The 23285-nt window shown below is 46.7% G+C and carries 20 protein-coding genes; 12 read left to right on the forward strand and 8 right to left on the reverse strand.

What is annotated here, in order from left to right:
* Positions 1-137 precede the first annotated feature (137 nt).
* The 7 genes from pomA (at position 138) to rlmM (ending at position 7040) form a co-directional block, all read left to right on the forward strand.
* Complete coding sequence (pomA, locus tag KIV40_RS06165) at positions 138-899, forward strand: flagellar motor protein PomA (protein ID WP_005530650.1); 762 nt, start codon at positions 138-140, stop codon at positions 897-899.
* A gap of 15 nt (positions 900-914) precedes the next feature.
* Positions 915-1859, forward strand: a complete 945-nt coding sequence (locus KIV40_RS06170) for a flagellar motor protein MotB (RefSeq protein WP_005530654.1) — start codon at positions 915-917, stop codon at positions 1857-1859.
* Positions 1860-2056: 197 nt separating this feature from the next.
* Positions 2057-3505: a tRNA uracil 4-sulfurtransferase ThiI gene (gene thiI / locus KIV40_RS06175; protein ID WP_010648221.1), complete on the forward strand. Its 1449-nt coding sequence runs from the start codon at positions 2057-2059 to the stop codon at positions 3503-3505.
* A gap of 534 nt (positions 3506-4039) precedes the next feature.
* Positions 4040-4960 (forward strand): transcriptional regulator GcvA, encoded by a 921-nt coding sequence (locus KIV40_RS06180; RefSeq protein ID WP_285348274.1) that lies wholly within the window; start codon positions 4040-4042, stop codon positions 4958-4960.
* Complete coding sequence (locus KIV40_RS06185; RefSeq protein ID WP_012127167.1) at positions 4941-5564, forward strand: alpha/beta fold hydrolase; 624 nt, start codon at positions 4941-4943, stop codon at positions 5562-5564. The genes KIV40_RS06180 and KIV40_RS06185 overlap by 20 nt, the downstream gene beginning before the upstream one ends.
* Entirely contained in the window at positions 5554-5952 is a 399-nt protein-coding gene (locus tag KIV40_RS06190) for a DUF423 domain-containing protein (RefSeq protein ID WP_010648226.1), read from the forward strand. The genes KIV40_RS06185 and KIV40_RS06190 overlap by 11 nt, the downstream gene beginning before the upstream one ends.
* On the forward strand, positions 5949-7040 hold the full coding sequence (rlmM, locus tag KIV40_RS06195) for a 23S rRNA (cytidine(2498)-2'-O)-methyltransferase RlmM (protein ID WP_010648228.1): 1092 nt from the start codon (positions 5949-5951) through the stop codon (positions 7038-7040). The genes KIV40_RS06190 and rlmM overlap by 4 nt, the downstream gene beginning before the upstream one ends.
* 79 nt (positions 7041-7119) lie before the next feature.
* Here the strand turns inward: rlmM and xni are convergent, their stop codons facing one another.
* The 5 genes from xni to queF all read right to left on the reverse strand — a co-directional run bounded on the left by xni (position 7120) and on the right by queF (position 14510).
* A complete protein-coding gene (gene xni / locus KIV40_RS06200; protein ID WP_285348277.1) occupies positions 7120-7902 on the reverse strand; it encodes a flap endonuclease Xni in 783 nt (260 codons plus the stop codon).
* A gap of 58 nt (positions 7903-7960) precedes the next feature.
* Complete coding sequence (gene ppnN / locus KIV40_RS06205) at positions 7961-9337, reverse strand: nucleotide 5'-monophosphate nucleosidase PpnN (RefSeq protein WP_005530670.1); 1377 nt, start codon at positions 9335-9337, stop codon at positions 7961-7963.
* 218 nt (positions 9338-9555) lie between these two features.
* Entirely contained in the window at positions 9556-11121 is a 1566-nt protein-coding gene (locus KIV40_RS06210; protein WP_285348279.1) for a diguanylate cyclase, read from the reverse strand.
* Between the two features lie 98 nt (positions 11122-11219).
* Positions 11220-13505: a tetratricopeptide repeat protein gene (locus KIV40_RS06215; RefSeq protein ID WP_285348280.1), complete on the reverse strand. Its 2286-nt coding sequence runs from the start codon at positions 13503-13505 to the stop codon at positions 11220-11222.
* A 159-nt stretch (positions 13506-13664) separates the two neighbouring features.
* Entirely contained in the window at positions 13665-14510 is an 846-nt protein-coding gene (gene queF / locus KIV40_RS06220) for an NADPH-dependent 7-cyano-7-deazaguanine reductase QueF (protein WP_010648239.1), read from the reverse strand.
* A gap of 107 nt (positions 14511-14617) precedes the next feature.
* Here queF and syd point away from each other — a divergent pair, with 107 nt between their 5' ends.
* The 4 genes from syd (at position 14618) to KIV40_RS06240 (ending at position 19731) form a co-directional block, all read left to right on the forward strand.
* Positions 14618-15163, forward strand: a complete 546-nt coding sequence (syd, locus tag KIV40_RS06225; RefSeq protein WP_005530679.1) for a SecY-interacting protein — start codon at positions 14618-14620, stop codon at positions 15161-15163.
* 2 nt (positions 15164-15165) lie between these two features.
* On the forward strand, positions 15166-15942 hold the full coding sequence (locus KIV40_RS06230) for a Zn-ribbon-containing protein (protein WP_005432677.1): 777 nt from the start codon (positions 15166-15168) through the stop codon (positions 15940-15942).
* 315 nt (positions 15943-16257) lie between these two features.
* Complete coding sequence (locus tag KIV40_RS06235; RefSeq protein WP_285348282.1) at positions 16258-18450, forward strand: bifunctional UDP-sugar hydrolase/5'-nucleotidase; 2193 nt, start codon at positions 16258-16260, stop codon at positions 18448-18450.
* Positions 18451-18540: 90 nt separating this feature from the next.
* Positions 18541-19731: a YibE/F family protein gene (locus tag KIV40_RS06240; RefSeq protein WP_285348284.1), complete on the forward strand. Its 1191-nt coding sequence runs from the start codon at positions 18541-18543 to the stop codon at positions 19729-19731.
* 85 nt (positions 19732-19816) lie between these two features.
* On the opposite strand, the gene KIV40_RS06245 is transcribed toward KIV40_RS06240, so the two are convergent.
* From KIV40_RS06245 to metN, 3 genes are read right to left on the reverse strand one after another with little or no spacing between them, the layout of a single operon-like run.
* Positions 19817-20626, reverse strand: coding sequence for a MetQ/NlpA family lipoprotein (locus tag KIV40_RS06245; RefSeq protein ID WP_005530685.1), 810 nt, complete (start codon positions 20624-20626; stop codon positions 19817-19819).
* Between the two features lie 32 nt (positions 20627-20658).
* On the reverse strand, positions 20659-21336 hold the full coding sequence (locus KIV40_RS06250; RefSeq protein ID WP_005432672.1) for a methionine ABC transporter permease: 678 nt from the start codon (positions 21334-21336) through the stop codon (positions 20659-20661).
* Complete coding sequence (gene metN, locus KIV40_RS06255; RefSeq protein ID WP_005530689.1) at positions 21326-22360, reverse strand: methionine ABC transporter ATP-binding protein MetN; 1035 nt, start codon at positions 22358-22360, stop codon at positions 21326-21328. Before metN ends, KIV40_RS06250 begins: the two co-directional genes overlap by 11 nt.
* A gap of 343 nt (positions 22361-22703) precedes the next feature.
* Between metN and gmhB the strand changes: the two genes are divergently transcribed.
* Positions 22704-23255, forward strand: a complete 552-nt coding sequence (gene gmhB, locus KIV40_RS06260; RefSeq protein WP_285348288.1) for a D-glycero-beta-D-manno-heptose 1,7-bisphosphate 7-phosphatase — start codon at positions 22704-22706, stop codon at positions 23253-23255.
* Positions 23256-23285 lie beyond the last annotated feature (30 nt).

Genomic DNA, 23285 nt, shown 5'->3' on the forward strand with positions numbered 1-23285 from the left:
GATCATTTAGTTCGAGCCTAAACGATCTTTTTGTGATGTATTGACCAAGATTTTTCTAAAAAAACTGTTCTAGTTGTCGATACAAGTAATAATTCGCCTGACTAGGCAATGTTTAAGTATAGCGAAAGGAGTGCTTTGTGGATTTAGCAACCCTAATAGGTTTGATTGGTGGTTTTGCATTCGTCATTATGGCGATGGTGCTAGGTGGCAGCATTGGCATGTTCGTAGACGTCACCTCAATCCTAATTGTAGTTGGTGGTTCGGCATTTGTTGTGCTGATGAAGTTCACCATGGGGCAGTTCTTTGGCGCGACTAAGATCGCTGGTAAAGCGTTCATGTTTAAAGCGGATGAGCCAGAAGACCTGATCGCTAAGATTGTTGAAATGGCAGACGCGGCACGTAAAGGTGGCTTCCTTGCTCTTGAAGAGATGGAAATCAACAACAGCTTTATGCAGAAAGGCATCGACTTACTGGTTGATGGACATGATGCCGACGTTGTACGTGCGGCACTACAGAAAGACATTGCACTTACCGACGAGCGTCATACTCAAGGTACCGGTGTATTCCGTGCGTTTGGTGACGTAACTCCTGCGATGGGCATGATCGGTACACTGGTTGGTCTGGTAGCCATGCTTTCAAACATGGATGACCCAAAAGCGATCGGCCCTGCGATGGCGGTAGCGCTTTTGACCACACTATACGGTGCGGTGCTTTCTAACATGGTGTTTTTCCCAATTGCCGATAAGCTTTCACTGCGCCGCGATCAAGAAACCTTAAACCGTCGTTTGATTATGGATGGCGTTTTGGCAATCCAAGATGGTCAGAACCCACGTGTTATCGACAGTTACCTGAAGAACTACCTCAACGAGGGTAAACGCGCTCTCGAGATCGATGAGTAATCCGGAGGTCATCTGATGGATGAAGATAATAAATGTGATTGTCCACCACCCGGCCTCCCGCTGTGGATGGGGACATTCGCTGACTTAATGTCACTTCTGATGTGTTTCTTCGTATTGCTGCTTTCGTTCTCGGAAATGGACGTACTGAAGTTCAAACAGATTGCGGGTTCGATGAAGTTTGCTTTTGGTGTTCAGAACCAACTTGAAGTGAAGGACATTCCAAAGGGCACCAGCATCATTGCGCAAGAGTTTCGACCGGGCCGACCAGAGCCAACACCGATTGATGTCATCATGCAGCAAACCATGGACATCACTCAGCAGACGTTGGAGTTCCATGAAGGAGAATCTGACCGAGCGGGTGGCACTAAGCGAGACCAAGGTAAGCTAACGGGTGGTCAATCGCCAGAAACGTCAACGCATAACAACCAATCGGCGGAATCAGACATGCAACAACAGCAGTCTGAACAAACATCGCAAGAGATGGAAACCTTGATGGAAAGTATCAAGAAAGCGTTGGAGCGTGAAATTGAGCAAGGCGCAATTGAGGTCGAAAATCTCGGTCAGCAGATCGTGATTCGAATGCGTGAGAAAGGTGCTTTCCCTGAAGGCTCTGCGTTCTTGCAGCCGAAGTTCAGACCGCTGGTACGCCAGATTGCCGAACTGGTCAAAGACGTACCAGGCATTGTTCGAGTGTCTGGACATACGGACAACCAACCGTTGGATTCTGAGCTGTATCGCTCCAATTGGGACTTGTCGTCGCAAAGAGCGGTGTCGGTGGCTCAAGAAATGGAGAAAGTAAGAGGCTTCTCGCACCAACGCTTAAGAGTGCGAGGCATGGCCGATACCGAACCGCTAGCACCAAACGATTCTGATGCGAACCGTGCACTTAACCGCCGTGTTGAAATCAGCATCATGCAAGGTGAGCCACTTTACAGCGAAGAAGTGCCCGTAATTCAATAAGCGGATATTTGTTTCTATACTAAAAGCGAGCGTTAGCTCGCTTTTTTTGTCATTCCATTTCGCTTAGGTGTATAATCTTGCGCCTTTGAAGTGAGCTCAGGCTACCTTTATGACCAAAACGCAATTTTTCTGCGTGCGAAGCATCTAGGTGGAGCCTCACTCATTGTTGATTGCGAAACTAACCTGCGAACTAGACTATGAAATTTATTGTAAAGCCCCATCCAGAAATTTTTGTAAAAAGTGAATCTGTGCGTAAGCGCTTCACAAAGATTTTAGAGTGCAACATTCGTAACATCGTTAAGAGCCGTACGGAATCTGTCGCGGTATTCAACCGTCGTGATCACATTGAAGTGACCTCTGAGAGTGACGAGTTCCACGCTGAAGTTTTAGAAATCCTGACGCACACGCCAGGTATTCGCCACGTCCTTGAAGTAAAGCAAACCGAATTCAAAGACTTGCACGATATTTACGAGCAGGTTTTAGAGCTAAGCGGTTCACTGATCGAAGGCAAGACCTTCGCTGTGCGCGCAAAGCGTCGTGGTAAACACGACTTTACTTCTATTGAGCTAGAGCGTTACGTAGGTGGCGGTCTTAACCAAGCCGTAGAAAGCGCTCGCGTTAAGCTCAGCAAGCCGGATGTAACGATCAACGTTGAAGTAACTAACGACAGGCTAAACCAAGTATTGGCAAGTCACAAAGGCTTAGGTGGTTTCCCACTAGGTACACAAGAAGACGTACTCAGCCTGATCTCAGGTGGTTTTGATTCTGGTGTTTCAAGCTACCTACACATCAAACGTGGCTCTAAAGTGCATTACTGTTTCTTTAACCTAGGTGGTCCAGCGCACGAAATCGGTGTTAAGCAGGTTTCTCACTACTTATGGAACAAATACGGTTCTTCAGCAAAAGTACGTTTCATCTCAGTTGATTTCGAACCGGTAGTGGCTGAAATCCTGGAGAAAGTTGATGACGGCCAAATGGGCGTGATACTGAAGCGTATGTTCATGCGTGCCGCAGGCATGATTGCTCAGAAGATGAAGATCGAAGCATTAGTGACAGGTGAAGCGCTAGGTCAGGTATCAAGCCAAACACTAACTAACTTACGCCACATCGATAACGTAACAGATACTCTTATCCTGCGTCCGCTAATCAACTGGGACAAAGAAGACATAGTTAACCTAGCGCGTGAAATCGGCACTGAAGACTTCGCGAAGACAATGCCAGAATACTGTGGTGTTATCTCTAAGAAGCCAACTGTGAAAGCGGTGAAAGGCAAGCTCGAAGCAGAAGAGCAGAAATTCGACTTCAGCATCCTTGAACAAGTGGTTCAAGACGCTCGTATGATGGACATCCGTGATATCGCGAAAGAGTCTAAGCAAGCGGCTCCAGAAGTTGAGCAAGTACAAGCTGTAGAAGAGCACGCAATCGTACTGGATATTCGTAGCCCTGAAGAGGAAGACGATAACTCACTAGAAATCGATGGCGTTGAAGTAAAACACATTCCGTTCTACAAGCTGGGTACTCAGTTTGGCGATCTAGACCAAGCGAAGACATACCTACTGTACTGTGACCGTGGCGTGATGAGCCGTCTGCAAGCGCTTTACTTGCAAGAGCAAGGCTTCAACAACGTGAAGGTTTACCGCCCTTAATCGCGCGCTCTCAACCGCGTAGCAAAGCAGAGAATCACAAAGCGCAGACTGAGAAATCAGCTTGCGCTTTTTTAGTTTTAACTCGTGCAAAATTTTGTTTTATAAAGTGATAATATTGAACTCAATCTCACACTTCGTAATTGTTATTGATATAACGATAATTAATCCGAAGTTCGGCTGAAAAGGTGATGTGGATACCAATTCCTGGAGAAGAGGGGCGGTGGGATTTTTCAGATAAAAAAACACCGCCTAATAAGGCGGTGCAAGAAATTTGACAGACAGGTCAAAATAAATACAGGAAGTATCTGTTTTGTCACAGGGAGTGTGGACAAAACATATGGTAGAAATCTACCTAACTCGAAATACGAGTTTGCAAACACAACATCGCAACAACGAAGCCAATTGATTCACAAACGGAATCAAGCCGTTCAGGCTCGTGTTGCGGGGTGAAATATAGAATTTATCTGGCTGTTCGGCAACGGACATTTTATAATGTTTCAGATAAAAAAAACTAATCCTACTTGAGGTCCCATAATGTCTCGCAGATTGCCTCCGTTGAATTCACTTCGCGTTTTTGAAGCGGCTGCTCGCCATCTTAGTTTTACCCGTGCCGCTGAAGAGTTGTTTGTTACTCAAGCGGCTGTAAGTCATCAGATTAAGGCTCTTGAAGAGTTCCTATCGTTGAAACTCTTCCGTCGTCGCAATCGTTCATTGTTGCTGACAGAAGAGGGGCAAAGTTTCTTTCTGGACATCAAAGATATCTTCACTTCGATAGCTGAAGCGACCGATAAAGTATTGGAACGCAGTGAAAAAGGGGCGCTGACCATCAGTTTGCCACCAAGTTTTGCTATCCAGTGGTTGGTGCCGCGTTTGGCCGATTTTAATGCCCAAGAACCAGACATTGACGTGCGTATCAAAGCGGTTGATATGGATGAAGGTTCACTGACTGATGATGTTGATGTGGCTATCTATTATGGTCGAGGTAACTGGCCTGGTTTACGTGCTGATAAACTCTACCAAGAGTTTTTGATCCCACTTTGTTCACCTTCGTTACTTTTGGGTAACAAACCATTAGAATCTCTAAGTGACCTTAAATTACACACCTTGTTACATGATACTTCTCGTAAAGATTGGAAGCAGTTTGCTCGCCAGCAGAACATCGAAGGCATCAATGTGAATCATGGGCCGATTTTTAGCCACTCGACCATGGTGTTACAAGCTGCTGCTCACGGACAAGGTGTCGCCCTAGGAAACAACGTACTCGCCAAACCTGAAATGGAAGCGGGACGCTTAATCGCGCCATTTGATGAAGTGTTGGTGTCGAAGAATGCCTTCTACGTAGTGTGCCACGAACAGCAAGCGGACATGGGACGTATCGCGACGTTTAGAGACTGGATGCTGGCTACTGCGAGAAAAGAACAAGAGGAAGTATTGGATGAGCCATTGGATAGCTGAGGGACCTGAAAACGGACCGCTGTTTATTTTTGCTCACGGCGCAGGGGCAGGTATGGAGCACGATTTCATGACTGCTGTTGCCAAAGGATTAGTTGAGCAGGGTATACGCGTGGTGCGTTTTAATTTCCCTTATATGGTTAAGCGAACGGAAGATGGTAAGAAGCGTCCGCCAGATCGTGCGCCAAAGCTTCTTGAAGCCTATGAAGAAGTGATCGCTCACTTTACTACTCGACCTATCGTGATTGGTGGCAAGTCGATGGGTGGACGTATGTCGAGCTTACTTGCTGACAATGCGCTGGTGGCGGGTATTGCTTGTTTAGGTTTTCCTTTTCACCCACCCGGTAAGCCAGAGAAATACAAAGGTGAGCATTTAGCTAGCATCGACAAGCCAACCTTAATTCTACAAGGTGAGCGCGATACATTCGGTAAGCGCGAAGAGTTCGAAGGCTTTGCATTATCAGAGCAGATCACAGTGAGCTTTCTGCCAGACGGTGACCACAGCTTTAAGCCACGCAAGAGCTCAGGTTATACAGAAGCAGGTAACATTGCCTCGACAGTGGAGCAGTTAGCGGTATTTATTAAAGAGGTGTACCGTGAAAAGTAAGTGGTTACTCTCGTTTACTGGTCTTTCTGGCTTGATCTCAGTAGCTCTAGGTGCATTTGCTGCACATGGTTTGAAAGCGAAGTTATCGCCTTATTTACTGGGCGTCTTTGAAACCGGCGTTTTGTACCAGTTCATCCATACTTTGGCTATCGCATTTTGTGCAATTTTGCTGTTGCTCAATTTGGGACAAAAAGCACAAAAGTATTTTTTCATCGCGGCGATTTGCTTTATCATCGGCATCTTTTGTTTTAGCGGCAGTCTTTACGCGCTGGCGCTGACGGGTATTAAGTGGTTTGGACCAATTACTCCAATGGGAGGATTGTTGTTCATGATCGGCTGGTGTCTGTTCTTTTTTGCTGCGTTTAATATCAAAGAGGTCTCCAAGTGAAACAACTAATGCTCTATTGCCGTTCTGGCTTTGAGAAAGAGTGTGCTGGTGAAATTCAGGACAAAGCAACACAGCTGGAAGTGTATGGCTTCCCTCGTGTGAAGAAAAACTCAGGTTATGTTGTCTTCGAGTGTTACCAAGATGGAGACGCAGACAAGCTAGCAAAAGGCATCGACTTTAGCGCACTGATTTTTGCACGTCAGATGTTTGCTGTGGCGGCTGAGTTTGAAGCGCTACCAAGCGACGACCGTATCAGCCCAATTCTTGCTGAATTGTCAGAAATCGAAGCATTCCCACGTTGTGGCGATCTGCGTATTGAAACCCCAGACACGAACGAAGCAAAAGAGCTGTTGAAGTTCTGCCGTAAGTTCACGGTACCAATGCGTCAAGCTATGCGTGGTAAAGGTCTTATGTGGAACAAAGACAACGCGAAGAAGCCAGTGCTGCATATCTGCTTTGTGGCTCCGGGTCATTGTTACGTCGGCTACTCATACCCGGGCAACAACTCGCAGTTCTTTATGGGCATTCCTCGCCTTAAGTTTCCAGCAGACGCGCCAAGCCGTTCTACTTTGAAACTAGAAGAAGCATTCCACGTCTTCATTCCTCGTGAAGAATGGGATGAGCGTTTAGCGCCAGGTATGTGGGGTGTTGACCTAGGTGCTTGTCCGGGCGGTTGGACTTACCAATTGGTTAAACGTTCGATGTTCGTTCACTGTGTGGACAACGGCATGATGGCGGACAGCCTAATGGAAACGGGGCAAATCAAGCACCACATGGTGGATGGCTTTAAATTCGAACCAGACCGTAAAAACGTGACTTGGATTGTGTGTGATATGGTTGAGAAGCCAGCACGCGTTGCACACCTTATGGGTCAGTGGCTGCTAAAAGGTTGGGCGAAAGAAGCGATTTTCAACCTTAAGCTACCAATGAAAGGTCGCTACGACGAAGTACTGCAAGATCTTGAGAACCTAAAAACGTTCCTGATTGAGAACAAGGTGAAATTCAAGCTGCAAGCGAAGCACTTGTACCATGACCGCGAAGAGATCACGATTCACATTCAGTGTTTGTCTAACATCTCTCCACACTAATCTACGCGTTACTATGCGATAGAGCAGAATCAAAAAAGCGCCTACAGTAGGGCGCTTTTTTAGTGTCTGACGTTGGCTGCTATTGCGCTTTATTTGGTCCGGTAAAGCGAATATCTTGCAGGTTAAAGCCGAGATCGATATCGCATTTCAGCGCTGCTACTCGCTTGCATAGACGCGCAGACTCAATGTGTTCATCCAACTTCTTACGATATTTCGGTACCAGCTCTTCACTTGCGTATGCCGCTTCAATGTCCTCAAACTGAGTGAGAATTTCCTTTGCTGCTTTTGGACCTACACCGGGAACGCCCGGAACTTGGCTTGAACTGATGCCCGTTAAGCCCCAGTAGTCGGCAAGCTGGGATGGTTTTACGCCAAACTCTTTTTCGATAAACGGCTCATCCAGCCAGCGGTGTTGGAAGTAATCACGGATTTGCAAAGTCGGGGACAGCAACTGGCAGTATCCTTTATCGGTCGAGACTATCGTGACCTTCTCTCCGTGACTGGCGACTTTGGTGGCCAGAGTTGCAACCAAGTCATCCGCCTCGTCGCCTTCAGACAGCAGCGAATCAATACCTTGTTCCCACCACGCTTGTTGGAGCGCATCTAAGCCCTTGATCAAAGGCTCTGGCATGGGCTTTCGGTTTTGTTTGTAGTCCGGGAGAATTTCTGCGCGCCAGCCGCGATCTTGTTCATGGTGATCAAATACCGCGATGATGTGCGTCGGTTGCGCTTCAGACAGGATGCGAGTCAGTGTTCTGACTGTGGTGGTAATGGTTCTTGCTATGTCAGTAGGATCGGGTTGCGCTGAGTGCACGCGGCGGATCAGGTTTAGGGCATCAATGATAACAAGATGAATAGACATAATGACTTAGCAATAAAAAAGGGGCGTAATGCCCCTAGTGTAACCAAAGCTGAGTTATCTATCGACCACCATTTTCCTGATGGGCGATGCGGTAACATGGTTCGTAAGCCGTCCCGCCAGGAAGTTTCATGCGGTGTTGAGCAACAAAGTCTTTCAATAGCTTGTCGAGCTTCTTCATCAAGACTGGCTCACCATTGATGGTGAACGGGCCTTTACGTTCGATTTCTCGAATCCCTTCTGCTTTGACGTTACCTGCTACGATACCTGAGAAGGCTTGACGTAAACTTGCTGCCAGAACTTGTGGTTTCTGGTTGATGTTCAAGTTTAAGCTTGCCATTGCATCGTGAGTAGGCTCAAACGGTAGTTGGAACTCAGGCTCGATCTTCAGTGACCAGTTAAAGCTGTACGCATCGCCTTTTTCTTTACGATGCTGGCGAACGTCTTCCATTGAGCGTTTCATGATGCGAGCCACTTCTGCGGGATCATCAATCACGATTTGGTAGTGTTTCTGACCTTCTTCACCCAGGGTGTCAGCAATGAAAGCATCGATAGAGCGGAAGTAGGCTTCACTCTCTTTCGGGCCAGTTAGTACGATTGGCATTGGTTGGTCAGCATTTTCTGGGTGCATCATGATACCCAAGATGTACAGCAGTTCCTCGGCTGTACCAGGACCACCAGGGAAGATAACGATGCCGTGCGCCATACGAACAAAGGCTTCAAGACGCTTCTCAATGTCTGGCATGATCACCAGTTCATTCACGATTGGGTTTGGTGGCTCAGCCGCAATGATTGAAGGCTCTGTCAAACCAAGGTAACGCTGCTCGGTATAACGCTGTTTGGCGTGACCAATCGCTGCGCCTTTCATTGGGCCTTCCATTGCACCCGGACCACAGCCCGTACAGATGTTCAGCTCACGCAGGCCTAATTCGTTACCTACTTCGCGAGTGTATTGGTACTCGGTTGGGTTGATGGAGTGACCACCCCAACACACCACCAGATTTGGTTCAATGCCAGGCGTTAAAGCATCGGCATTACGTAAGATACCAAATACGAGGTTGGTTATGTGAGTGGCGTTAGTGAGGTTAAGGCGTTGGTTGTCCGCCAAGTGCATGTTTACGTATACGATGTCACGCAGAACAGAGAATAAGTGCTCTTGGATACCTTTAATGATTTCGCCATCAACGAACGCGTGCTCTGGCGGGTTAGCAAGCTCAAGCTTGATACCACGCTCACGACGCATTACATTCACATCGAATGAAAGGTATTTGTCTAACAGCTCTTTTGAGTTGTCGGTATGGCTACCAGAGTTGAGGACCGCAAGCGTACAGTTACGGTAGAGCTGGTACAGCTCACTTGATGCGGTTTTCTTAAGACGTTCAACTTCCAGTTGTGATAGCAAATCCATGCTACCTGCGGGGCTTATATGGGTAATCATAAGGCCTCCTTGCTAATGCATTTTTATAGGGTAGAAACCAACTCACCCACTTAGTTTATACGTGTCGTTCTACTCAAGTGGTTGGCAGACTTTGTTTTATAGCGTTTAGACAGCTTAGCAGACTAAGGGGTGAGAAACGTGATAACTCGTTGAAATTTTGAGGCAATATGACAAAACAGAGGGTGAAAGTGGTTTGTTTGGTTGTTTTTTGAACGCTTTTAGGTCCAGTTGACTTGGTTGTTACCGCGCTGTTTGGAATCTTTTAGCATATTACCAAGGCGATCTAAGACGTATTCTGGGTTGTCTGCTTCTCTGAATGAAGTCGAAACGGCGGTCAACGTGATCATGATGTTCTGTTCACGGAATTTAAATGGCAGCTTACTGATATCACGCTGAATATTTTTCATCAGTTCTAGCGTGTACTCTTCTGATTGTTCTGGGATCAGTAAGATGAACTCTTCACCACCAAAGCGAGCTACGGTTTCTGTATCGGCGATACGCTTATTCATGGTACGAGCGATGATCTTCAGTGCTTTGTCGCCAGCAGTGTAGCCATAGCTGTCATTGACTGCTTTGAAGTTATCAATATCAAACAGCACCACGCGTAGGTTCTGCTGTGAACGGATCCAGCGACGATATTCCAGTTCCAATCGGTCGTTGAATGCTGCACGGTTGTATACCTTGGTGAGCGGATCAAGCAGCATTCGCTGAGCTTGGTCTTCCAAACGTCGACGATAGTCTTGTGTGCTTTCGAATACGGCTTCCAGTTGATTCTTGCTGTAACTCAAGCGCTCCTGAAGGGCTTGTTCACGCTCTTCCGTCATTCTTAAGCGTTCGGTCAGTGACGCCATTTTGGCCAGAAGTGGTGACACTTCCCCTTTCAATTCTTCTAAACCTTGCGCTTGTTCGACCGACTCTTGGCTGCGTTCCACCAAGGAGGTCATATCAGAGTTTAACTCTTGGCGATGTTCGAAGTAGGTTTGGTGTTGGTCGACGTTCTGATGAACGGTTTTAAGGTTGCTCGAAAGCGAAGTGTTCAACTGCTCTAGGAACTGTTCTGACGATTTACGTTCGTACTTAGTGGCTTCCACGACCAGTTTAAGTGTATTTAACGTCAGTTCGATAAGCGATTCTGCATTCACCCCCAACAGTAACTTGGCGCGAATATCCAACAGTTGATCACCGGATTCACCCTCGAAGTCAAGTTCGGTGATGGTGTGTTGTAGATCGCTGGCAAGGCACTCTAATTGAGATTTATCCGGGCCGTTTTCTAGTTCGCCAAGGTTAAGGCGTGAGTTGGAAGTAATGATCTTGAGCGCACGTTCGTAGATGCTCAGCAGTTTGGTTGCTTGGTCGACTTTGGTCCCGGCGTGAACTTCCGAAAAGCTCATTAGGTTACGCAACTCGCGTTTTAGCTGCGCAGGCAGGCCAGTGATACGTTGAAGCGTTTCACCACTGTGTTTGATTTGTTCGTCGAGATAACCGGTCTGTTTTTCCATCGTCTTAGACTGCTGTTTGAGCATTCTTTCTAGCACTGCCAAACGAGGGATCAGCGTGCTGACATCTTTTTGATGTTCAAGTTCTTGCTGAATTTCGAGCAGGTAGTTGGTTACTTGAGAGTTTGAACCCTGACAAGCAGAAGACAATGATGCCACAACTCGCTTTAGAACTTGCTGCTCACGTTGAAATTTGAGCGAAGTATCACGATGAGTCAGCCTGAGTTGGTCAAGTTGACAACTCAGCTGATGAAGCTGCGACTGAATATCGGATTCCAAGATTCCCATGAAGCGACTACGGTTAAGTCCATGTACTACTGACGATTATTTGATAATAACAAAAAACTTTATAGCGTCATCACTGATCGTGCTCAACCGTTGGTTAATTACCCGTTTTTTAATATTTTTTTGATGTCGTCCTCATTCTTATAAGAAGAATGAATCTTTATTAGTCCTTGATTGATGGCATGTTGACACGCGGTTCGTATGTCACCAGTTGCAAAGCTCGCGGCTGGTGCGTTATCAATTGCCTTCAAGAATACCCAGTGACTGTGTCTGTCTTTTAAGCTCACCTTACGGGCAATGTGGGTGGCAAGGAGTAACAGGTCGAGTAACTCTTCATCGTTAATCGCCGTGTATGCACGTGGTAAGAATGGATAGTCACTGATGCCCATACGAATGATGCGATTCACATCGTGCTTGGTCGCGAACTCATCCACCCAAGTTTGGAACTTGTTAAACGTTTCTTCTGCAGAAGCATCACGATCGGCGTTTGGCTCGATGTACAACAAGTTAGCATCGGAGAAATGATACAAACGTGTCGGCTTTTGGATGCGTTCTGCTAGGAATTCACCAAATGCACGCTCTAACTCTAAGCCAGCTTTATAACCATGCTGAACGTACATACTGCGTAGGAATGGCAAATCAATCATCACGAAACGCAAACGGTCGTTGAGTGGCTCGTGAATCAGCTCGCCCATCTGCCACTGCTCAAACGTATCGCTTGATTTCTTAAGAGAGCGCGACAGCTTAGCGTTGAGCATGCGTAGATTCCGCAGACGCGAGCGGGAGTGGGTAAACAGATCATCACGCAGCTTTTTAATTTCAGTCGTTTGGCGTTGCATGATGACGCCACGGCGCATGATGAAGAGGAACATCACCAATACGATAATGAACAATGCGAACGAGATTTTTTGGAACTTGCGGTGCTCCATGCTCACTTGAATCAGCTTTTCTGCCTGGCTGACATAATGGATGCTTTGCTCAGCAAACTCTTTTTGCTGGCGGAAGGCATCTTCACTGATTTGGTTAAGTTGTTTTTGCTCCAGTCGAACTAGGCTTGTGTATTTTTTGTACGCTTGTAGAGACAGCTGATATTCGCCAGCTTGCTCGTAGCCTAAGCCTAACAAACGGTAGGACTGTTGTTTGATAAAGCCCGTCTCGTCTGGTGCTTTCTCTATTAGGTCGAGCGCTTTCTTCGCATTGACGATGACGTCTTTACTGTCGTTTTGGTGGTACGCCAAGCCAGATTGTAGCAGCGCCGCTTTCGCTTCTAACTGCGGTAAATCTGCATACTCTAACAAGTCCCTAGCACGATCTAAGTACTGCTCTGCCAGCGCGTAGTTATAGAGCTGTAAGTAGGTTGCCGCGAGACTCAAACGGATCTTGATGATGCGATTGATGTTCTTGCTGGTGCTGTCGTGGTCAAGCACATTGAAGTAATGCACCAGTGCTAGGTTGAATTTACCTTGGTAGAAGTAGGTATCGCCCATTTGCTCTAACACATCAGCCAGAATTGGTGAGCTTGGGTAGCTGTCGTAAAAGTCGGCCGCCTGAGAGAGGTACTCGATGGCTTTATCGTAAACACGGCGCTCTTGGAATAGACGTGCTAACAGACGGTTTACCTTCGCCAGTCTTGCGCCGCTGTCATTTTCAATGGATTGCCAGTAACCATATAGCAGCTCTGACAGGGCAAGGTTGTACTTCTTATTGTTGAGATAAAACTCGCCGACGGCAGTGTGGTAATCAATCAGAGTTAGGTCTGAGCGATTGTCCTCTAGCATGGTTTTGGCTTTTGCGTACAAGCGCTCGGCGTTTACCGAATTACCGCTGTTAGCCGCCAGCAGTGCACGCTGCATCACTAAGCGGTAGCGAACGCTGTCAGTGCGTTGTAAAACCGGATTTGCTTCTTCAATCTGCTTTTCGATTTGGTCGAGTTTTTCTTCCGCTGCGGCGTAGTTTTTGTCGTACATCCAAATCATTTGATTGCGCATCAGTTGCACATCCAGATTCATGTACGGTAGTTGGTATTCTTTGGCGAGGCGTTTTGCTTCATCAAGGTTGTTGATAGCAGAGCGAATGTTGCCCATGGCGTAGTCGGCTTGCGCGATGATTTTATGCGCTTCAATCGTGCTGCTTGGTGTGCGGATGCTACGGTCGGTCTCTTCACGAGACATGGCAGAAGGGCTGCCGTTCTCTTGGCGCTCAGTCAGTTCACGTTGCAAAAGGTAGTTTTTGGCCGCTTGTTTGGCTTGTGAAGGTTCGATCTCAGCCAGTTGCTGAGCTTCATTAAGCAAAGCGGAAGATAAAATGGTCGCGTGAAGTGGCTGTGCTAACAATAAGCAAAGAAAGCCAATCAGCCTAATAAATAGACGCGAACTGTCCCAAAACATCCTTTTCGTTCCCTTGAACTGTGTCGTAATTTACGTATTTTTGAATAATCAATAGTAGAGAAAAACGCCCAGCAATCCAACAGATAGCTGGGCGTTTTTGAGTATTTAAGTAATTAGTGTTTGAGTATGGAACTCAAATACTTTCATTACCTACTCAGATTACTGACGTGCCATGCGATTATTGTGTGCTGGCTTGTCTTGTTCCGTTGAGCGATAAGGGTTGATATCTAAACCACCACGACGAGTATAACGTGCGAATACCGTAAGTTTCGTTGGTTGGCAGTACTTCATCAGGTCAGTGAAAATACGCTCAACACATTGCTCGTGGAATTCGTTGTGCTCACGGAATGACACTAAGTAACGAAGCAGCTTCTCACGATCAAGCTTAGCGCCTTGGTAGCGAATCTCTACGCTGCCCCAGTCTGGCTGATTGGTGATTAGACAGTTCGATTTCAGTAGATGACTGTGAAGAATTTCTTCTACTTGCTCATCACCAGCAGCACCTTCAAGCAGTGCAGCGTTAAAATCGTAGCTAGTGATTTCAATGTCTTGATCATCAATACACTCACCTTCCATAGTTACGATTGGTTGGTTGGTGTAGTGGTTAACTGGGTTTACTTCCACAAGTACCGCTTCGCCTGCACATGCCGATAGATCTTGCGTTAGACGCTCAGTCACTTCTTCCCAAGTAGCAAAACGGGTTTGGTTGTAGCTGTTTAGGTACAGTTTGAACGACTTTGATTCAATCAAGTTGGCGCTGGTCGCTGGAATGTATACTTCGCCAACCGCCACTTGAGGCAAGCCTTTGCTGTTTAGCCAAGATAGCTCGTACAGCGTCCAAATGTCGTGACCTAAAAACGGCAGGCTGTCGCCCAGTTCTAAGTCGTCACGGTTTAGGCTGCGAGGTACAGGTTGCAGCAAGCTTGCGTCGTATTGGTTTGCGTACTCAGTCTTTTTACCCAGAGTCAGGCCAGCAAGCTCTTTAGCGTCAGAATATTTGCTCATACTTTGTGGTCATTTTCGATTAGAATGGCGAGAATTTTACTGAATCCGCTGCTTAATTGCTATCCGGCAGACACCGCAACCTGATAAAAACAAACCAGGAGACCTTCATGACCCAAACCGTTCCTCAGGCTCTACAGGACTTTAGCCTGCGCTACCAACAAGCTTGGCAAGACAAGCACAATGAACTGCCACGCAGTGAAGAGCTTGCTGATCTTGTTTCTCCGTGTGTAGAAGAGAAACGCGATGGGGCAGTACTGTGGAAAGCATTCCCACGTGAAGAAATGGCGGATTTCACTAACGTTGAGAACGCAATTGAGCTGACGCTGCATGAAGACATCAAGCTTTTCTTCGGTTCTCAGTACAGCGCTGATATGGACGCGACTTGGCAAGGTAATGAGCTGACGTTGCTGCAAGTATGGAGTGATGATGACTTTACTCGTCTGCAAGAGAACATTCTTGGTCACTTAGTCACTCAGCGTCGTCTAAAGCTAAAACCGACAGTATTTATTGCAGCGACAGATGCAGAGCTGGATGTGATTTCTATCTGTAACCTAACCGGTAATGTGATTCTTGAACGCCTAGGTTCGGATAAGCGAGATGTGCTAGCCGAGACACTGACTGAGTTTCTGAGCAAACTAGAGGCAGCGGTGTAAGCATGTACGTTGTTGAGTTGCAGTTTGAGTGTTTTGATAACACTACCGTAAGCGCCGTAGATAAGGCGATTAATGGTCTGATGGACGCACTGCGTTACAACGGGCAAGTTCTGGGTCGTGAATTTCCTATCGTAATGGGGGATGGCGAGTTTTATGTTCGCGTCGTTTGCCCAGAGCAAGACAGTTTGCATCCTCGCTACCATTCTGACTTCGTCAAAGTGTGCATGAATCGTTTGTCGGAAGCGTCGTTGCTTGCACCGAAAATGCGCATGTTGGGTCGTGATTTGAATTCAGAAGAAGCGGCAGAAGAAGAAACACCAAGCTGGCAAGTGCTTTACACCACGTACGTTCATACTTGCTCTCCACTGCGAAGCGGCGAGACGCTATTGCCAATCCCACTTTACCGTAATGGTGCGACGCTGAATGGTGACCACAAAGCGGTGGTGAAATGGCAAACTGAATGGCAAGCGTGTGATGAAATCCAAATGGCGGGTGGCTGCCGTGCTGAACACGCTGCACTGCATGAAATCTGCGATGCTGACAGTGTGCTGTTCCGCCGCGGTTGGGACTTACGTGGTCGTATTGAATACATCACTAAGATCCCGACCTACTACTACCAATACCGAGTTGGCGGTGAGTCGCTTGAAGCGGAAAAAGGGCGTAAGTGTCCAAAATGTGGTGGTGAATGGTTACTCGACGAGCCGCTGCACGATATCTTCTACTTCAAGTGTGACGATTGCCGTATTGTCTCCAATATCTCTTGGGATCACATCAAGTAGTCCATTTTTAAAGCTGGCGTCTATGTCAGCTTTTTTTATCACTCTAAATGAATCGAGCCTGTTCAGTAAAATCACCCATTATTGATGTTATCAATGCTTTGATTTGAAAAGTATTTTTGTCAGCCATTCCTCTCATCTCCTTGCTTGTGATCTTTGTTCATATTCAAAGAAAAATATAACCTAGTTGCATGGTTTATAAGCATTGAAACGTTTGCTTCTCAAAAATTTCAAATAACATCCATATCCTTTTTGAGGTTTTGGGAAGTGGGCCCCTTCCGAAAATATATATAAAAAAATAATCTGGAAGGAATTGAGATGACTTTATTTAAACGAAGCTTAGTCTGTATTGCTGTTGTCGGCTTGATGGCTGGCTGTGATGATGAAACCAAGTACGTAGAGGTTCCATCGGATTACAGCCCGGTGGTTGCAGAGGGTAAAACATTAACCAACACGGCAGACGTAGTTGTGAAAGGTGAAGCAACACAAGCGGATGAAGTCACCATTGCTATCGCAGCAACATCGGATCTACACGGTCGCTTGTTTGGTTTTGACTACGCGTTGAACGCAGAAGACGATGACGCTGGTATTACTCGTGTAGCCACTCTGCTCGCTGATCAAAAAGCGGCACATCCAAATATGATCCTGATTGATATTGGTGATACGGTTCAGGGCAACTCCGCGCAACTATTCAACGATGATCCAACCCACCCAGTGGTCGAGAGCATGAACTCTCTTGGCTTTGACGTTTGGGTACCAGGCAACCATGAATTCAACTTTGAGCGTTCGTTTGTCGATCGCAACCTCGATCACTTTAATGGTGCGGTACTTTCTTCTAACATCAAGTGGGAAAGTAACGATGTGAACTACATTCGCGCGTTCCAAATGTTTGAAGTGGAAGGCGTGAAAGTGGCGATCGTTGGTCTAACGCCATCGAACGTGCCGAACTGGGAAGCGTCAGCGCCGGATCACTTCAAAGGCTTGAAGTTTGAGAACGAATTGGATGCAACCAAAGAAGCGGTTGACCAACTGGTGTCTAAATACAATCCAGATGTGATTGTGGGTGCGCTTCACCTTGGCCGTCAAGAAGACGGTGGTGTGGGTGTTTACGAAATCGCGTCAGCAATGGCGGATAAATTCGACGTTATTCTAGCGGGCCACGAACACGCCAACTATATCGAGCAAGTGAATGCAGACGGCACGGTTACACCAATCAGCAAATCCACATCAGAAATTGGCGGTGAAAATACGTTGATTGAAGATAAAGCGAAGTCTGGTGAATACAACCAAGACAATCGCGCGCAAAGCGTGAAAATCATTGAGCCGGGCAAGTGGGGTGCTTACCTAGCGAAAGCTGAAATTCAATTGAAGAAAGTCGATGGCAAGTGGACGATGGAAGACACCACGTTGACCAACATTGGCACGAAGAAAGTGGAAGAAGAGCAAGCGCTGCAAGCGAAGTTCCAATACGTGCACGATATCTCGGTTGAAGACGCAACTCGTGAGCTTGGCCTTGTGACAGGTAACTTCACACCAAGTGCAACGGGTTACCCAGACGAAGCGACAGCAACGGATTACAATTACACCGCAGAGCGTTTGTACTCGACGATTCACCTAGCGAAAGTCGTTGATACGCCATTGATGGATGTGATTAACCAAATCCAAATGCAGAAAATTGAAGAGGCGATGGGGGAGGGGAATGGTGCGATTGTCTCTGCTGCGTCGTTGTTCTCTGATCAATCTAACCTAATCGACAACGAAGTTTACACCAAAGGTAAATCGACCAACTTGTACAAGTACGATAACACCTTACTGGGCGTAGAGATGACAGGTACGAACCTAAAACGCTTCATTGAATGGTCGTACTCTTACTTCAACCAATATAAACCGGGTGATATTACCGTATCGTTCAAGAAAGGCGCGCCAGCTTATCTTTACGATCAATTCGATGGTGATATTGAGTTCACTGTGGATCTGAGTAAGCCGTCTCTTGAGATGGATGAGAACAACGCAGTAACGAATGAGGGTAGCCGTGTGAATATTACCAGCATTGGTGGTGAGCAGTTCGATCCAAACGCGACCTACAAAGTGGCGATGAACAGCTACCGCTTTGGTTCGCAAATCCAGAAGTATGGCTGGGCAAGCAAAGACGACGTGTTCTATGACTCAGTGAACGAGCAAGTCTACGCAATTCGCGACATGCTGACGGCTTATGTTGAAGAGCACAAAGGCATTGATGTGGCGGACTTCAGTGGCAGTCTTGGTAACTGGTCGTTCACTCAATACCTACCAAGTGGTGATATCACGACACTGCGTGAAGGCGAAGGTAAAGCGCTGTGGGAACAATTGAAGAACATGGAAATCTGTGTCTCGATTGATTTAGAAAACCCGAAATACCCAGCGATTGTTAAGTCTGTGAACATCAATGATTCGTCTAGCTACTTTGTTAACCCTAACAAAGACGCAGCGACCCTTGATGAGAAAGTCGCAGGTTGTAACCCAACTCATTAATCCTGCATGTGGGCGCGGTAATCTTTACCGCGCCTAATTTTACTCACCAGAGGCAAAGCCCGTTTAGTGAGTGATGTAGAAGAGTGCTTCATGATCAAAAGAATCTATCACCGATGGGGTTTCACCCTACTGATTACCCTTATCTCCACGCTTATTTTTCAGTTTTCTGCTTCGTGGAGTGAAGATTTCCGTCCTAAGTCTCGCCAGCAACAAGAGTTTGTTGAAGCGACTGTCACGCGTTCTATCTCAAACCATGTTGCGCCTGATCCGCTTGTGCCAGATGTGATGACAGGTAAACAAGTCTTCATGGCAAAAATCCTTGAGGGAGAGAGCGAAGGCTTAGAGGTGGAAGTCACCAACCCTCTTAGTCGCCAGCACAACGTGTATGTCAGTGAAGGTGATACCTTCATCATGATGATCCGCGAAACTACCAATGGCACCGTCTATTGGGCGTATAACCACAAACGCTCAGACGCGATTTACCTGATGCTTGCGCTGTTTTGTGCGCTGCTGCTGAGCTTTGGTAAGAAAGAGGGCATTAACTCTATGGTCGCACTTTATTTCACTGCTGCCTTGATCGTTGGTGTGTTGGTGCCGAGTATTTTTGCAGGTTGGAATCCAATGCTGGTCAGCATCTTATTGATGGTTGTGATCATCGTGGTCAGCTTTATTCTCGTCTCTGGCTATAACCGGAAGAGTTTATGCGCCATGGGTGGCACGTTATTGGGTGTGATAGCTGCGGGTGTCATGGCGCAGTGGTTTGGCGAAATGGCGCACTTGTCGGGTATTTACCTCGACAAAGGCGAAGACGTAATTTACCTAACGTCGGTGAAGATGGGTATTCGTTGGTTGATGTTCGTGACGATTGTCGTTGCTGCACTTGGGGCCGTTATGGATGTGGCGATTTCGATTGCATCGGCGTACGCGGAGCTCAAACAAACCGATCCTAAGCTTAAACCAAAACAACTGGTTAAAGCCTCGATGAATATTGGTCGAGACATCATGGGTACCATGACTAACACCTTGATCTTGGCGTTTGCTGGTGGTTCGTTGACGACTATCATGATGGTGTGGGGGCTTAACATGCCGGCGAGTCAGTTTATGAATATGCCGCTGGTGGGCCTCGCAGTCGTGAACGCGTTGGCGGGTAGTGTGGGGATTGTGCTGACTATTCCTTTTACTGCGTTTCTAGCGCCTTATGTGTTCAAGCATCCTCAATTGGATTCGCAGCCAGAACAGATGCAAAAGGACGTTGAGAAAAACGAAGTTCAGATGTTCTAGAGGTAAAGCAGTAATCAAAACAGATGTAAAAAGGGCGCTCCGATGAGCACCCTTTTTAAGTTTCAAGTGTTGTAGAAAGAGGTGATTACCAACCTTTAACTACGCCACCTTTGAAGATGTCTTTCGCTGCTTCGTAAACTTCATCAGTTTGGTATGCTTTCACGAAGTTTTGTACGTTAGCGGCTTGAACATTGTCTTCACGAGCAACGATTAGGTTTACGTATGGAGACTCTTTGTCTTCAACGAAGATACCATCACGCTCTGGCGTTAGGTCGATTGAGCTTGCGTAAGTTGTGTTGATGATAGAAATCGCTACGTCATCAAGAGAACGTGGAAGCTGTGCTGCATCTAGCTCTACGATTGTGATGTTTTTCGGGTTACCTACGATGTCACGTACCGTTGCCAGTAGATCAACGCCGTCACGCAGTTCGATAAGACCTTGTTGCTCAAGAAGCAGAAGAGAACGACCTAGGTTCGTAGGATCGTTTGGAACAGCGATGCGTGCGCCATCTTCGATTTCATCCACTGATTTTACTTGTTTAGAGTAACCAGCGATTGGGTATACGAAAGAGTTACCAGCAGTCACTAATTTGTAGCCACGATCTTTTACTTGCTGATCTAGGTATGGCTTGTGTTGGAACGCGTTTACGTCGATTGAGCCATCATCCAGCGCTGCGTTTGGTGTTACGTAATCGGTAAAGGTAACCAACTCAACATCCAGGTTGTATTTCGCTTTCGCAACTTTTGCTGCAACTTCAGCAACCTGTGCTTCCGCACCTGCCATTACGCCAACTTTTACTTTGTTCACGTCGACTTCTTTGTCACCACAACCAGCAAGAACCAGTGCAGAAGCAGCAGTTGCAACAGTCAAAAGACTCTTAAGGCTAAATTTCATCTTTATCTCCTTATAATTGGTATTTTCAATTCTTATCTGTGGTCTACGCGGCGTACGATTGCATCACCGATAGACTGAATAATTTGTACTAGAACAATCAGCATCACGACGGTTACTGCCATGATCACTACGTCATAGCGGTGGAAGCCATAACGGATAGCTACGTCACCAAGACCACCGCCGCCTACCGTACCCGCCATTGCTGAGTAGCTCACTAGCGTTACCAGAGTAATGGTTACTGAGTTAACAATAGTCGGCATTGCTTCAGGAAGCAGAACTTTTGTGATGATTTGTGTTGGTGTCGCGCCCATAGATTGCGCTGCTTCAACCAAACCTGACGGTACTTCCAGTAGTGCACCTTCAATCAGACGCGCCACAAATGGGATAGCCCCGATGGTTAAAGGAACAATCGCTGCTGTTGTACCGATGAAGGTGCCAACCAACAGTTTGGTTACTGGAATAATCGCAACCATCAGTACTAGGAAAGGAACCGAGCGACCGATGTTAACAATGGCGCCAAGCACGCGATTAAGTTTGGTGTTTTCCAGCAAGCCACCTTTTTTAGTGGTGTGCAGAATGACGCCGAGTGGAATGCCCACTGCAAAACCAACGATGCCTGCAACCGCAACCATGTAAAGGGTTTCCCATGTTGCGCCCAAAAGTAGGTTGCTGTTTAAGCTCAGCCATTCAGAAATCGTATTAAAGGACATAGCCAAGTACCTCTACTTTCACGTTGTGCTCACGCAGGAACTCAATCGCTGCGTTATCGTCTTCTTCGTTACCAAACAGCTCCGCGACCATCATGCCGAACTTCACGCCGCCAGCGTAATCCAGATCGGAACTTAGGATGCTCACATCGATGTTGAACTTACGAGCGATTTGCGTCATCAGAGGGGCATCTACGGTAGCGCCAGTAAATTCTAGGCGAACCAATGGGTAACTGTTTTCTACGCGCGTGGTTTGTAAGCGTGCTTGGTAATCTTCTGGGATAGAAAGATCCAAAGTAGAGCGAATGAACTCGTGTGCCAGTGCGGTCTTCGGATGCGCGAAGATTTCACCCACGGTACCTTTTTCTACTAGCTCACCATCACCGATGATCGCCACTTCGTGACAGATGCTCTTAACCACTTCCATTTCGTGAGTGATCAGTAGAATGGTGATTTCTAGCTTGCGGTTGATTTCTTTAAGCAGTTCTAAAATGGACTGCGTCGTTGCAGGGTCCAGCGCGCTGGTTGCTTCGTCACAAAGTAGCACGCTAGGGTCTGATGACAATGCACGAGCGATAGCCACACGTTGCTTTTGACCACCACTGAGGTTTGCTGGGTAGCTTTCATGCTTGTCTGCAAGACCAACGAGCTTAAGAAGCTCAGTCACTTTTGTTGTGATTTGCGCTTTGTCTTTACCTGCTAGCTCAAGAGGGAGTGCGACATTGTCGAAAACGGTGCGAGACGACAGCAGGTTAAAGTGTTGGAAGATCATCCCGATGTTGCGGCGAGTTTCTCCCAATTGCTTTTTGCTTAATTTGGTTAGGTCAACGCCATCTACGATGATGGAACCTGAAGTTGGAGCTTCCAGCATGTTTACACAACGGATGAGGGTACTTTTACCCGCGCCCGATGAACCGATAACACCAAAGATGGTGCCCTTCGCGATATCTAGGTTAATGTCCTTAAGGGCAAGAATTTCCTTACTGCCTTGGTAGAACACTTTATTGACGTTTTTTATTTCTATCATGTTTCAACCTGCACAGAGATACTGGGAACTTCGCTGTTAAAAACGGCTTTTAACAGGAGTAAATTTTGAACTCTATCTCAATTCTCAGTTGATGCTATGGGTTAAGCAGTAGTAAGTCAATAGATATTTTTACGTCTAGACGTCTAAATGTATGGATGTTCTGCAGGAAGCGTAAAACAGAGGATGTGCGCTAGAAGGAAGCAATTAAGAGGGATACTTAAGATTTACCGATTCTCGGACGGCAAATCAACTGTTTTGTCGCGAACTTACACCAATTAGATAGTGTGAGTGCTTATAAGGTATGTAATAATCTGATGAAACCGAGTAAATAGAGAAATACGTTTTGGCAAAACCTGCTGTTTTTATCGATCGTGACGGCGTGATTAACGTTGACCACGGTTACGTTCATGATGAACATGATTTTGAGTACATTGACGGTGTGTTTGAAGCGACAAAAGCGCTGAAAGAGAAAGGCTACCTGTTGGTGCTTGTGACCAATCAATCTGGCATTGCACGTGGTAAATTCAGCGAAGACCGTTTCTTGTCTCTGACTCAATGGATGGATTGGAACTTTGCTGACAATGGCGTTGAGTTCGACGGCATTTACTACTGCCCACATCATCCTGAGCATGGCATCGGTGAGTACAAGCATGATTGTGATTGCCGCAAGCCAAAACCAGGCATGTTCATTTCTGCGCGTGACTTCTTGAAGATCGACATGGAGAAATCTGTGATGATCGGCGACAAAGCCGAAGACATGATGGCAGCAGAGGCGGCAGGCGTTGGCACTAAGATTTTGGTTCGTACTGGTAAACCAGTAACGGAACAAGGCGAAGCGATTGCTACGGCTGTACTTGATAGCATTGCCGATGTGCCTGCGTACCTAAACAAGTAATCTTCATTACTGATTGAGATAAGGGAAGCC

The organism is Vibrio sp. D173a (assembly GCF_030248475.1).

Bases quoted from the DNA above. Each gene is read 5' to 3' on its own strand.
- KIV40_RS06170 (WP_005530654.1), top strand. From the start codon at position 915: ATGGATGAAGATAATAAATGTGATTGTCCACCACCCGGCCTCCCGCTG.
- thiI (WP_010648221.1), top strand. From the start codon at position 2,057: ATGAAATTTATTGTAAAGCCCCATCCAGAAATTTTTGTAAAAAGTGAA.
- KIV40_RS06180 (WP_285348274.1), top strand. From the start codon at position 4,040: ATGTCTCGCAGATTGCCTCCGTTGAATTCACTTCGCGTTTTTGAAGCG.
- KIV40_RS06185 (WP_012127167.1), top strand. From the start codon at position 4,941: ATGAGCCATTGGATAGCTGAGGGACCTGAAAACGGACCGCTGTTTATT.
- xni (WP_285348277.1), bottom strand. From the start codon at position 7,902: ATGTCTATTCATCTTGTTATCATTGATGCCCTAAACCTGATCCGCCGC.
- ppnN (WP_005530670.1), bottom strand. From the start codon at position 9,337: ATGATTACCCATATAAGCCCCGCAGGTAGCATGGATTTGCTATCACAA.
- KIV40_RS06210 (WP_285348279.1), bottom strand. From the start codon at position 11,121: ATGGGAATCTTGGAATCCGATATTCAGTCGCAGCTTCATCAGCTGAGT.
- KIV40_RS06215 (WP_285348280.1), bottom strand. From the start codon at position 13,505: ATGTTTTGGGACAGTTCGCGTCTATTTATTAGGCTGATTGGCTTTCTT.
- queF (WP_010648239.1), bottom strand. From the start codon at position 14,510: ATGAGCAAATATTCTGACGCTAAAGAGCTTGCTGGCCTGACTCTGGGT.
- syd (WP_005530679.1), top strand. From the start codon at position 14,618: ATGACCCAAACCGTTCCTCAGGCTCTACAGGACTTTAGCCTGCGCTAC.
- KIV40_RS06230 (WP_005432677.1), top strand. From the start codon at position 15,166: ATGTACGTTGTTGAGTTGCAGTTTGAGTGTTTTGATAACACTACCGTA.
- KIV40_RS06235 (WP_285348282.1), top strand. From the start codon at position 16,258: ATGACTTTATTTAAACGAAGCTTAGTCTGTATTGCTGTTGTCGGCTTG.
- KIV40_RS06240 (WP_285348284.1), top strand. From the start codon at position 18,541: ATGATCAAAAGAATCTATCACCGATGGGGTTTCACCCTACTGATTACC.
- KIV40_RS06245 (WP_005530685.1), bottom strand. From the start codon at position 20,626: ATGAAATTTAGCCTTAAGAGTCTTTTGACTGTTGCAACTGCTGCTTCT.
- KIV40_RS06250 (WP_005432672.1), bottom strand. From the start codon at position 21,336: ATGTCCTTTAATACGATTTCTGAATGGCTGAGCTTAAACAGCAACCTA.
- metN (WP_005530689.1), bottom strand. From the start codon at position 22,360: ATGATAGAAATAAAAAACGTCAATAAAGTGTTCTACCAAGGCAGTAAG.